The 12105-nt window shown below is 73.5% G+C and carries 9 protein-coding genes; 5 read left to right on the top strand and 4 right to left on the bottom strand.

What is annotated here, in order from left to right; all coding sequences use genetic code 11:
- Positions 1–161: 161 nt before the first annotated feature.
- Both ACFVFQ_RS22100 and ACFVFQ_RS22095 read right to left on the bottom strand, forming a co-directional pair.
- Entirely contained in the window at positions 162–677 is a 516-nt protein-coding gene (locus tag ACFVFQ_RS22100) for a lytic polysaccharide monooxygenase auxiliary activity family 9 protein (RefSeq protein WP_383418627.1), read from the bottom strand.
- Positions 678–783: 106 nt separating this feature from the next.
- Complete coding sequence (locus ACFVFQ_RS22095) at positions 784–1803, bottom strand: LacI family DNA-binding transcriptional regulator (RefSeq protein ID WP_383418625.1); 1020 nt, start codon at positions 1801–1803, stop codon at positions 784–786.
- A 293-nt stretch (positions 1804–2096) separates the two neighbouring features.
- On the opposite strand from ACFVFQ_RS22095, the gene ACFVFQ_RS22090 reads away from it, so the two are divergent.
- From ACFVFQ_RS22090 to ACFVFQ_RS22070, 5 genes are all read left to right on the top strand, one after another.
- Positions 2097–3044 (top strand): nucleoside hydrolase, encoded by a 948-nt coding sequence (locus tag ACFVFQ_RS22090; RefSeq protein WP_383418623.1) that lies wholly within the window; start codon positions 2097–2099, stop codon positions 3042–3044.
- Complete coding sequence (locus ACFVFQ_RS22085; RefSeq protein WP_383418621.1) at positions 3041–4477, top strand: MFS transporter; 1437 nt, start codon at positions 3041–3043, stop codon at positions 4475–4477. The genes ACFVFQ_RS22090 and ACFVFQ_RS22085 overlap by 4 nt, the downstream gene beginning before the upstream one ends.
- A 185-nt stretch (positions 4478–4662) precedes the next feature.
- Entirely contained in the window at positions 4663–5079 is a 417-nt protein-coding gene (locus ACFVFQ_RS22080) for a DUF2795 domain-containing protein (protein ID WP_383418619.1), read from the top strand.
- Between the two features lie 109 nt (positions 5080–5188).
- Positions 5189–5671 (top strand): DUF5709 domain-containing protein, encoded by a 483-nt coding sequence (locus ACFVFQ_RS22075; protein ID WP_383418617.1) that lies wholly within the window; start codon positions 5189–5191, stop codon positions 5669–5671.
- A gap of 137 nt (positions 5672–5808) precedes the next feature.
- Positions 5809–6453 (top strand): class I SAM-dependent methyltransferase, encoded by a 645-nt coding sequence (locus ACFVFQ_RS22070; protein ID WP_383418615.1) that lies wholly within the window; start codon positions 5809–5811, stop codon positions 6451–6453.
- Between the two features lie 55 nt (positions 6454–6508).
- Here the strand turns inward: ACFVFQ_RS22070 and ACFVFQ_RS22065 are convergent, their stop codons facing one another.
- Both ACFVFQ_RS22065 and pls read right to left on the bottom strand, forming a co-directional pair.
- Positions 6509–7912 carry a M1 family metallopeptidase gene (locus ACFVFQ_RS22065; protein ID WP_383418613.1) on the bottom strand — a complete coding sequence of 468 codons (1404 nt, stop codon included), beginning with the start codon at positions 7910–7912 and terminating at the stop codon, positions 6509–6511.
- Positions 7909–11868 carry an epsilon-poly-L-lysine synthase Pls gene (gene pls, locus ACFVFQ_RS22060; protein ID WP_383418611.1) on the bottom strand — a complete coding sequence of 1320 codons (3960 nt, stop codon included), beginning with the start codon at positions 11866–11868 and terminating at the stop codon, positions 7909–7911. Before pls ends, ACFVFQ_RS22065 begins: the two co-directional genes overlap by 4 nt.
- Between the last annotated feature and the right edge of the window lie 237 nt (positions 11869–12105).

Genomic DNA, 12105 nt, shown 5'->3' with positions numbered 1-12105 from the left:
CCGGCTGCGGCCAGCCGCATCGGCCCTTGAATGCGCCGATCGTAACGGGTGCGCCTGAGAGTGCCGTCGCCCCGCGGCCGGGGACGGGTCGCGGGGCGACGTGGGGGACGGTGAGCGGAGAAGCGGGAGAAGAGAGCGGTAAGGGGTGGGGGGTGGGAGGGCTAGCCGACGTTGACGTCGATGCAGGCGTAGAAGGCGTTGGCGGTGTCGGCGATGTTCCAGACCGCGAGGACCTTCTGCTTGCCCTTGAGACCGCCGAAGTTGACGCTGTGGGTGACCTCGGCCGGCGGCTGGGCGCCGTGGCCGTCGATCTCGGCGATCTTCTGACCGTTGGCGAAATACTGGAAGTTGGTGGTGGCGTGCCGGGCCGTGAAGCGCCAGGTGAAGTTCTGGGTGCTCTGGACCGGGGTGACCTTCCACGCCTTGGAGTCGTCGTCCAGGTCGGCGAATTGGCTGTTGCCGCCGCTACAACTCGTCAGCCCCTTGGGCCCCTCGACGCTCTGCGGCTCCCACTTGATGGGTCCGCAGTCGACGGTGCCGGCCGCACACTGGGCCTGCCGGCTGGGCGGTGAGGAGACGTATCCGTGGGCGCTGGCCGGGCTCACGGACATCGTGACGACGAGGAGAGGGGCGATGCCGGCGCCTATGGAGACGGCGAGCTTTCTCTTCTTGTTCATGTCAACCCTTTCGCGTAGGGGGGTGGTTGACGCGAGGGCGTGCCGAGGGGTTGGTCTAGACTTAACGCCGTGACCGCGTACGGTCAAGAGGGCGGACCCGGGTCATTCAGGCCCCGCTCGGCGCGCTGGACGCGCGGACCACCAGTTCCGGTGCGAGGCGGACGGTGCGGACCGGGCGGCGGGGGCCGGGAACCGTGGCCCCGGCGGGGCGGTCGAGGAGCAACCGGGCGGCCTCCGCGGCCAGTTCGGGCAGCGGCTGACGGACCGTGGTCAGCGCCGGATCGGCGAGGCCGGCCAGCGGGATGTCGTCGAAGCCGGTGACCGCGACCTTGCCGGGGACGTCGGCGCCGAGTTGGCGCAGCCGTTGCAGGGCGCCGGCCGCGATCAGGTCGTTGGCGCAGACCACGGCGTCCGGGCGGGCGGGCCAGAGCCGATCGACGGCGGCCCGACCCCACTCCACGGAGAATTCGCCGAGCAACGCGCGCTCGGGGGCGGCCGGGTCGAGGGCGGCCGCGCCCGTCGCATAGGCCGCGCGCCGTTCGGCCGCCGCGGAGGCATCTCCGGCGGCGCCGATGAAGCAGGGGCGGCGGCGGCCGGTGGCGGCCAAGTGGGCCAGCACGAGCGCCATTCCGGCCGCGTTGTCGACGGCGACCGAGTCCGCGACGCCGGGGCCGCAGCCGCGGTCCAGCAGCACCAACGGCACCCGCGCCGCGGCGGCCGCCACCGCCTCCCGACTGCGCCGCTCGTCGACCGGGATCACCAGCAGGGCGTCGACCCGGCGGCCCGACAGCGCGGCAATCCGGGCCGCCTCCACCTCCGGGTCGTCGTCGCAGTCGGCGAGCAGCACGGCCCGCCCCTCGGCGTGCAACGCGCGGTCCAACTCCCGTACGAGGGACGGGAAGAACGGGTTGGCGATCTGCGGGAGGACCAGGCCGACGGTGCCGGTCACGCGGCTGCGCAGGGCCCGCGCGACCTCGTTGGGGCGGTATCCCAGGCGGTCGGCGGCCTGCCGCACGGCGCGGGCGGTCTCGGCGCCGACCGGGCGGGTGCCGGCCAGGACGCGGGAGACGGTGGCGACGGAGCAGCCCGCCGCCCGTGCCACATCCCGCAAGGTCACTTCGGCCACGGCGGCGCGCCCTTCCGCTACGGGACCCCGGCCGCGCGGGCGCCGTCGTCCTCGACGTCGGCGGCAATCGTTATCACCGCACGTGCCCACACGTATCAGCTGGGTACCGCCTCTTACCAGCGGGTATGCGGGTCACCTGTCTCACACTTCCTTGATGTTTCATTGACATCCCCGCGGGCCATGAGCGAAATTTCCGGAGAACGTTTTCCCTAGGTAGCTGCCTGCCACGGCGTGTGCCCCAGAGATCGAGTTCAGCCCGCTTCACCGTTCCGCAGAGCAAAGGGGCTCTCCCGTTGGCCAGAAAGATCATCCTCGACTGCGACCCGGGGCATGACGACGCGATCGCCATGCTCCTCGCGCACGGCAACCCGGACGTCGAACTGGTCGCCGTGACGACCGTGGTCGGGAACCAGACGCTGGAGAAGGTGACCCGCAACGCGCTGTCGGTGGCGACGATCGCCGGCATCACCGGCGTGCCGTTCGCCGCGGGCAACCCGCGCCCCCTGGTCCGGTCGGTCGAGATCGCCCCCGAGATCCACGGTGAGACCGGGCTCGACGGGCCCGAACTCCCCGAGCCGGCCTTCGAGGTGGACCCCCGGCACGCGGTGGACCTGATCATCGACACCGTGATGTCCCACGAGCCGGGCGAGATCACCATCGTCCCGACCGCCGGGCTGACCAACATCGCCATGGCGGTGCGCAAGGAGCCCCGGATCGCCGAGCGGGTGCGCGAGGTCGTCCTGATGGGCGGCGGCTTCCACGAGGGCAACTGGAGCGCGGTCGCCGAGTTCAACATCATCATCGACCCCGAGGCCGCGCACATCGTCTTCAACGAGAAGTGGCCGCTCACCATGGTCGGCCTGGACCTCACCCACCAGGCGCTGGCCACCCCCGAGGTCGAGGCGAAGATCGCCGCGCTCGGCACCAAGCCGTCCCGGTTCGTCCTGGAGCTGCTGGACTTCTTCCGTGAGGCGTACCGCGAGAACCAGGGCTTCGAGTTCCCGCCGGTGCACGACCCGTGCGCGGTGGCGTACGTCATCGACCCGGACGTGATGACCGTCCGCAAGGCGCCGGTCGACATCGAGCTGCGCGGCGCGCTGACCCTGGGCATGACCGTGACCGACTTCCGTGCGCCGGCGCCCGCCGACTGCCACACCCAGGTCGCGGTCAAGCTGGACCACGAGCGGTTCTGGAACCTCGTGGTGGACGCCCTGGAGCGGATCGGCGAAGGCCGCGCATGAACGTCTCCACCACACCCCGTACCACCGGGGTTTCGGGCGGGTCCGGCGTCCGCGTGGGCGTGCTGGTCACCGCGCTGCTGACGGCCTGCTTCGCCTTCCAGCTCAACGCCAGCATGCTCAGCCCGGCGCTGAAGAGCATCGAGGACTCGCTCGGTGCCAGCTCCGCCGAGATCGGCATGACCCAGACCGCGTTCTTCACCTCCGCGGCGCTGTTCTCGCTGTTCCTGCCGCGGCTGGGCGATGTCCTCGGCCGGCGCCGGGTGTTGGCCGGGATGCTCGGCCTGATGGCCGTCGGGTGTGTGGTCGCCGCGCTGGCGACCAGCGTCCCGATGCTGTTCGCCGGGCGGATCATCCAGGGCGTGAGCGGGCCGGTGGTCCCGCTGTGCCTGATCATGCTGCGGGTCGAGGTCCACGAGCCCAAGAAGTACGGCACCCTGCTCGGCGTGATCACCGCGGTCAACGGCGGTATCGCCGGCGTCGATTCGCTGGCCGGCGGCTACCTCGCCGACCACTACGGCTTCGCGTCGGTCTTCTGGGCGATGGCGGTCGTCGCGGCCGTGGCCACCGCCCTGGTGGCCACCCTGACGCCGGAGTCCAAGGCCGCGGCCGCGTCCAAGATGGACTGGCCGGGCGTGGCGCTGCTGGTCGTCTCGGTCGGCGCGCTGCTGATCGCGCTGAACGAGGCGGGCAAACTCGCCGCCGCCAACTGGGCGTTGATCGCCGTGCTGGTCGTCGTGGCCGCCGCCGCGTTCGCGCTGTTCTGGCGGACCGAGGACCGCAGCGGGCACCCGCTGGTCGCCACCCGGCACCTCAAGCAACGGGCCACCTGGTCGCTGCTGCTGACCACGGTGCTGACCATGACCGGCGTGTTCGCGGTGATGAACGGGCTGATCCCGGCCTTCGCGCAGGACGCCCAGGCGGGTCTGGGGATGTCGGCCGAGCAGTCCGCCTGGTGGACGCTGTCGCCGTACGCGCTCGCCGGGTTGGCGATGGGTCCGGTGGCCGGCCGGCTGGCCGCGACCTTCGGCTACGGCAAGATCCTGCGGCTGGGGCTGGTGGGTGCCGTGGGGTCGGTGGTGCTGATGCTGCTGACCATGCACGGCCACTCGCACGTGCTGTTGCTGGTGACCTCGCTGCTGGTGGGCATCACCTACGCCGGCGTCGCCAACATCGTCCTCAACGGGCTCGGCATCGTCCTCTCCCCCGGCGAGAACCCCGGCTTCCTGCCCGGCCTGAACGCGGGCGCCTTCAACCTCGGCGCGGGGCTCAGCTTCGCGGCGCTGTACGCGGTGAAGACCGCGCTGGCGCCCGCCGATCCGACCTCGCCCGGCGGCTACACCGCGGGCATGATCGCCGGCGTGGTGATCCTGGCGCTCGCCATCGGCACCTCGTTCCTGATCCCCAAGCCGGTGGCCGCCGAGGCCAAGGAGTAGGCCCCAGCTAGCTAGGGCCCCGCGCATCGCGCATCGACCGCCCGTCGCTCCCGGACTCCCGGGGCGGCGGGCGGTCGCGCGTTGGGGCCGGGCCGCCGGCCGCCGCCCCGGCCGTACCGCGCCGCCGCCGTGTTGTCAGCCCGGAGGGAAAAGGGAGACTGGAACCGAAGGCAACGGAGGCAGCGATGGTCATGGAACACGGTATGGACAAGACCGGTCCCGCCCGGGACGACATGATGAAGAAGCAGCTTCGGAGCCAGATGACGGCGGACCGCTCGCTGCGCGCGGACGAGAACCGCGAGCTGGAGCCGCCCGGCGAGGACCAGCCGATGGCGGCGCCCTCGCCGGAGAGCGTCTACCGCGGCGGCACCCCGCACGGGATGTCCGAGCGCGATGTCGGCCTGCGCTCCGAACTGGCGCAGTACCTCGGCCGCAGCGTCTACCCGGCGGAGCGCCACGACATCATCCGCACCCTGCGCAGCAACCACGCCCCCGACCGCCTGGTCACGATGGCCGAGCAGCTGCCGTCCCACCACCGGTACGGCAATGTGCAGGGCATCGCCGAGTCCCTGGGGCTGGGCACCGAGGACCGGCGCTCCTGAGGACGAGGGGCACCGGCAGGCGGACAATTGCCTTAGCAGGCACCACGCACAGCACCGGCACCACGCACAGCACCCGACGCGGAGGCGGAGAGAGAACAGGAGGGCGGCGATGTCCGACGACGCCATGGGCGACGAGGTCTACCAGCCGCCCAGATCCGACCCGCAGGACAACCCCAACGACCTCGACATGGAGGACGCCCTGGACGAGCCGGGGCTGGACGAGGCGCTGGACACCGGGTACTCGCCGCCGGAGCGCCCGTTCGTGGTGAACCACGAGGGCTGCACCGCGCAGGAGCAGCACGACCGCGAATCCCTGGCCCACCGGCTCGCCCTGGAGCTCCCGGACGTCAGCCCGCCGGACGGCGACGGCATCGGGGACCTGCCGGGCGGCGCCGGCGAGCCCTACGACGACCAGGTCGGCGAGGAGCGGGCCGGGCGGATCGTCTCGTCCGACGACGGCTTCTGGCGCGGCGGCGGGAGCAACGACATCGTCGCCCGGGACGTCGGCATCGACGGGGGCGCGGCGTCCGCGGAGGAGGCCGCGGTGCATATCGCCCACGACGTGGGCGGGACGATCGAGGGCGAGATCTGACGGAGCCGCCGCACCGAATGTCCCAGGGGGACAACTCGCGGGGATACGCCACAAGTTGCCGGATCGGCAACGGACTTTGCCGCCTCGGCCCACTGCGGCCGAGGCTTAGCCGTGACCGGATGAAGAGGAGCACATCCATGACGCACGGCAGCGGCACGACCGTCCCCGACGAGGAGTTCTGGGACGCGCGGTACGCCGAGAGCGACCGCATCTGGAGCGGGAACCCCAATGTCGTCCTGGTCCGCGAGGTCGCCGACCGGGCCCCGGGGACCGCCCTGGACCTGGGGTGCGGCGAGGGCGCGGACGCGATCTGGCTGGCCGGACAGGGCTGGCGGGTCACCGCGGTCGACGTGTCGGGGGTGGCGCTGGAGCGGGCCGCGCGGCACGCCGCGGCGGCCGGGGTCGCCGACCGCGTCGACTGGCAGCGGCGCGACCTGGCCGTCGCGTTCCCCGAGGGCGGCTTCGACCTGGTGTCGGCGCAGTTCCTGCACCATCCCGGCGAGGTCTTTCGCGCGGGGATCCTGCGGGCCGCGGCGGCGGCCGTGGCGCCCGGCGGGACGCTGCTGATCGTCGGGCACGCCGGGCCGCCCCCGTGGGAGCAGGACCCCGAGCACAGCGCGGAGGAGTTCCCGACGCCCGAGGAGGTGCTGACGGCCCTCGGGCTGTCCGCGGACGCGTGGGAGGTGCAGCTCAGCGAGGAGCTGGTGCGGGAGCAGACCGGTCCGGACGGGCGGCCGGTCGAGCGGACGGACGCGGCGCTGAAGGTGCGGCGCCGGGACTGAGGCCGCCCGGCCGGTGGCGGACGGGGGTGCCGTCCGCCACCGGGGGCGGGCTGGCTCAGGCCGCCAGCGTGGGCAGCGGCTTCTCGTAGAGCCAGGAGTGCAGCAGCGGGCGGATGTGGCCGCCGGCGGTGCGTTCGGCGTGCGCGAGGAACGCCGCGGTGCCGGCGGCGGCGCCGCGGTGGGCGCCGTGCCAGCCGCGGAGCACCTCGAAGAACCGCTGGTCGCCCACGGCCCGGCGGAGCGCGTGCAGGGCGCAGGCGCCCCGGACGTAGATCCGGTCGTCGAAGATCCGGCGCTGGCCGGGGTCGGCGATCCGCAGGTCCTGGGGGCGGCCGCGCAGCGCGCGCCATTCGTGGTGGGCGATCTCGTCGGCCGAGTCCTCGCCGATGTGCTCGGACCACAGCCACTCCGCGTAGGTGGCAAAGCCCTCGTTGAGCCAGATGTTGCGCCAGTCGCGCAGGCTGACGCTGTTGCCGAACCACTGGTGGGCGATCTCGTGCGCCACCAGGGTCTCCGAGCCGCGCTGGCCGTCGATGTGGTTGCAGCCGAACACCGACCGGGTCTGGTTCTCGACCGGCGCGGCGAGTTCGGCGTCGACCACCACCGCGCCGTACGCCTCGAACGGGTAGCGGCCGAAGAGCGCGCTGAACGCCCGCAGCATCTCCGGCTGGCGGGCCAGGTCGTGGGCCGCCTCCTCGGCCATCCACGTGGGATAGGAGTTGTGCAGGGCGATCGACGGGTGGCCCGCGCCGGGCCGGACGGTGTCGCTGTCGTGCCGGAAGCGGCCCGTGTAGAGCGCCGCGAGGTAGGGGGCCATGGGGCCGGGGTGGTGGTAGGTCCACCACTCGTGCCGTCCGCTGCGCCGGCGTTCGAGCAGGGTCCCGTTGGCGAGCGCGTGCTGGCCGGGCGGGACGCCGATCCGGAAGGTGAAGGCCGCCTTGTCGTCCGGGCGGTCGTTGCACGGGAACCACGACGGGGCACCCAGTGGCTGGGAGGCGACCATCGTCCCGTTGTGCGGGTCGCCGGTGCGGTCCCAGCCGATCGGGCCGAACGGGGAGCGCACCGGTTTGGGCCGGCCGCGGTAGCCGACGTCCATGGTGAAGTGGGCGCCGGTGGGCAGCGGGCGCGGGGTCTGAAGGTACAGCTTCCCGTTCTGCTGGCGGCTGCGGACCCGGGTCCCGTCGATCTTGGCGCTGTGCACGGAGAGCCGGGACAGGTCCAACTCCACCCGGTCCAGGGGCTGGTTGGCCACCGCCTCGATACGGGCCCGCCCGTCCAGACCGCCGTCGGCGGGGCGGTAGGCCAGGTGCAGGTCGTAGGAGACGGTGTCGTGCGCGTAGGTGCCGTGGCGGGGGAAGTACCGCTCGGCGAACGGTCCGCCGGGGCCGTCCGCGACCGTCGCGGCGAGGGGCAGTAGGGCGGCGCCTCGGATGAGGGCGCGCCGACTGCATCGGGTCACGCGGCCGCACCCCCCTTCGCGCGGGCCGCGGCGGGACGGGCCGGGCGCTCGCCGGCGATCGGGTTGCCGGCCCAGCGGGTGTGGGCGGGGACGCTCTCCCCGCGCATGACCAGCGAGGACGGTGCGATCGAGGCGCGGGCGCCGACGTCGGTGCCGGGGAGCACGATGCCGTGCGGGCCCAGCGAGGCGCCCTCGGCGAGGCGGACGGTGTCCAGCCGCATGATCCGGTCGTGGAAGAGGTGGGTCTGCAGGACGCAGCCGCGGTTGACGCTGGCGCCGTCGGCGACGGTGATCAGGTCGGTCTCCGGCAGCCAGTAGGTCTCCAGCCAGACCCCGCGGCCGATCTTGGCGCCGAGGCTGCGCAGCCACCAGTTGAGGACCGGGGTACCGGTGAACGCGCCGGCCATCGACGGCACGGCGAGCGACTCGACGAAGGTGTCGTAGAGCTCGTTGCGCCAGACGAACGAGGACCACAGCGGGTGCTCGCTGACCGTGAACCGGCCGACCAGCAGCCACTTCGCGGCGGTGGTGATGAGCAGCGCCACGAGGCCCGAGAGCAGCAGCAGCGGGGCGCCGATCAGCGCGGCGAGGCCGAGGCCGCCGTTGGTGAAGGCGTCCTGTTCGGTGAGGAACACGCCCTCGGCGAGCGCCACGCCGCACATCAGCGGCAGCACCCGGCACAGTTCGACGGCGGCCCGGGCCAGCACCAGCTTCCGCGGCGGTGCGAAGGTGCGCGCCGGGTCGGCCTGGGTCGCCACCCGGGGCAGCGGCATCGCGGGCCGGCCGAGCCAGGAGGAGCCCGGCTCGCCCTGTGCGGGGGCGTTGGAGAGCACGCCGATCAGGCTGTTGTCGGCGACGTCGTGGCCGGGGTCGACGATGCCGGAGTTGCCGACGAAGGCCCGGCGGCCGATCCGGACGGGGCCCAACCGCAGCCAGCCGCCGCGGAGTTCGAAGGGGGCGACCAGGGTGTCGTCGGCGAGGAAGGCGCCGTCCTCGACGTGCAGCAGGGAGGGCAGCGGCAGCACGGTGGAGATCTCGGCGTGCTTGCCGACCTTGGCGCCGAGCAGCCGCAGCCAGTACGGGGTGCCGAGGCTGGCGTAGAGCGGGAAGAGGCTGCCGCGGGCGCCGTCGAGGAGGCGGGTGATCAGCCAGGCGCGCCAAGCGACGCCGCCGCTGGCCGGGTGCAGCCCCGGGGTGAGACCGCGGCTGAGGAGCCGGACGGTCGCGGCGGTCACCAGGATCGAGCAGAGGGTGGTGACGATCGCGAAGACGGGGGCGGCGGCGAGCAGTCGGACCGCCACGGTGGGCAGCGTGCTGCTGTTGCGGACCAGGAAGTACACGCCGACCAGCGCGGGGGCGGCGGTGACCAGGGCGAGCAGCGGCAGGCCGAGGAGCGTGAGCCCGTAGGCGGCGGTCCAGCGGCGGGAGCGCCGGTAGTGGGGCGCGGGCCAGGCGGTGCCGGCGATCCGCTCGGCGGCGCCGGCCGGGCGGGCCGGGGAACCGGTCCACCGGTCGCCGTCGGGGATCTCGCCGCTGAGGCAGCCGCCGGCGGCGAGTTCGGCGTCCCGGCCGACGACTGCGCCTGGCATCAGCATGCTGCGGTGGGCGACCCGGGCGCCGGCGCCGATGCGGACCGCGCCGATGTGCAGGGTGTCGCCGTCCAGCCACCAGCCGGAGATGTCCGCCTCGGGCTCGACGCTGCATCCGTCGCCGAGTTCGGCGAGGCCGGTGACCGGCGGCATGGTGTGCAGGGCCACGTTGCGCCCGGTGGTGCAGCCCAGGGCGCGGGCGTAGAGCCGGGCCCAGGGGGTGCCGAGCAGGGAGGGGACGCCGAAGGCGGCGACGGTGCGTTCGGCGGTCCACAGCCGCAGGTGGGTGGCGCCGCCGCGCGGGTAGGCGCCGGGCTTGATGGAGCCGGCCAGCACCCGGGCGGCCGCCGCGCCGATCCCGCAGCGCAGGGGGGCGCTGAAGAGCACCACCCAGCCCACGATCACCAGCCACCAGGCGGTGTGCGGGGCCCACGCCTGCGGCGCGAGCAGCCCGAGCACGTTGTCGGCGAGCGCCAGGCCGACCAGTCCGCGCAGCCCGGCGACGCCGTACAGGGCGGTCTGGACGAGGAGTTGGACGGCGGCGGCGCGGCGCGGGACCGGGCGGACCGGGCGCGCCTCGTCGACCGGGCCGCCGAGCGAGTCGAGGTGCTCGGCCATGTCGCGGAGCACCGGGTGGCGGTAGAGGTCGGCGACGGAGACGCCGGGGTGGTGGGCGCGGAGCTGGGACGCCATCCGGGCGGCGACCAGGCTGGTGCCGCCGAGGGAGACGAAGTCACTGTCCAACCCGGGCCGGACGCCGAGGAGTTCCTCCCAGACGCCGGCGAGGCGGGCGGCGGTGCCGTGCAGGGCCGGGGCCGCGCCTCCGGGGTCGTTGTCGGCCGGGGTGGACGGCAGCGGCCAGGGCAGCGCCTTGCGGTCGACCTTGCCGGAGGTGCGGGTGGGCAGGCTCTCGACCTCGGCCAGGACGGGCACCAGTTGCGCCGGCAGTCTCTCCTTGAGCAGCGCGCGGGCCTTGTCCTGCTGGAAGCTGGAGCCGTCGCCGGTGCGCTGCTCGGGGACGACATAGCCGACCAGGACCTGGGTGCCGGCCGGGGTGGTCTGGACGGCCGCGGCCGCACCGCGGACGCCGGGCAGGGCGCCCAACGCGGCGTCGATCTCGCCCAGTTCGATCCGGCGGCCGCCGAGTTTGATCTGGTCGTCGGCGCGGCCGACGAAGAGCAGGCCCTCGGGTTCGGCGCGCACCAGGTCGCCGGTGCGGTAGGCGCGGTCGGTCTGGAGGACGTCGTCGGGGACGTACCGTTCGGCGTCCTTGGCGGGGTCGAGGTAGCGGGCGTTGCCGACGCCGCCGATGACCAGCTCGCCCTCCTCGCCGTAGGACACCGGCCGCCCCTCGCGGTCGACGACGGCGAGCTGCCAGCCCGCAAGCGGCAGGCCGATGCGGACCGGTTGGCCCGGCTGGAGGCGGGCGGCGCAGGCGACGACGGTGGCCTCGGTGGGGCCGTAGGTGTTCCACATCTCGCGGCCGGGGCCGGCGAAGCGGTCGACGAGCCCGGCGGGGCAGGACTCGCCGCCCACGATCAGCAGGCGGACCCGGTGCATCGACTCGTCGGGCCAGAGCGCGGCGAGGGTCGGGACGGTGGAGACCACGGTGATGCCGCGCTCCACCAGCCACGGGCCGAGCTCGTGGCCGGCCCGGACCAGCGAGCGGGGGGCGGGGACCAGGCAGGCGCCGTTCCGCCAGGCCAGCCACATCTCCTCGCAGGAGGCGTCGAAGGCGACGGACAGCCCGGCCAGCACCCGGTCGCCGGGGCCCAGCGGCCGGTCCTGGCAGAAGAGGCCGGCCTCGGCGTCGACGAACGCGGCGGCGGAACGGTGGCTGACCGCAACGCCCTTGGGCGCCCCGGTCGAACCCGAAGTGAAGATGATCCAGGCGTCGTCCTGGGGGGCCGGGGGACGCTGCACCCCGGTGGGTCGGGCGAGTCCGGGCGGCGAGGTGTCCGGGCCGAGGACGGCGCAGACGGCGGCCTCCCGGAAGACGGTGGCGGCCCGCTCGTCGGGGTCATCGGCGTCGACCGGTACGTACGCGGCGCCGCTGCGCAGGACGGCGAGGATCGAGAGGTACAGCTCGGCGGTTCCGGACGGCACGCGCACGCCGACCCGGTCACCGGGGCCGATCCCTTGCTGCCGAAGCTGTCGCGCGCGTCGTTCGATCTCGCTACACAGGTCGTGGTAGGTGATCGCCTCGGTGCCGGTGTCCAGGGCGAGCGCCTGGGGGTGTGCGGCGGCGGTGGCGTCGAGCACGTCGAGCAGGGTCCGCGGGGCCGGGGTGCCGGCGGTGCGGTATACGGCCCGCACGACGGCGGGCTCTGACGGCTCGAAGGACGATTCGAGAAGGGGCGACGACATCGATATGCCTTTGTTCGGTGCCGGTGGGTGGAGACCCTCGGACATTCGCCCCTACAGATGCCGCTGACCAGGCACGGGTTCGCCGATCGGGCACCCCAATCCAGCATTCGAACACATTGTGAAAGTCGCCGCGGGCCACTTGGGCAGGCCGCACCGGCAAACCGACCCCGGAGCCTAACTACGCCGTGGGAAAGAATTGACTCCAGGCGGAGATTGTTTTCGGGATCTTCGTCGCCG

Origin of the sequence: Streptomyces sp. NPDC057743 (assembly GCF_042798755.1) — a bacterium.
Classification (GTDB): domain Bacteria; phylum Actinomycetota; class Actinomycetes; order Streptomycetales; family Streptomycetaceae; genus Streptomyces.
The sequence above is the reverse complement of the archived record's forward strand: the minus strand, read 5'-3'. Positions and strand labels throughout refer to the sequence as shown.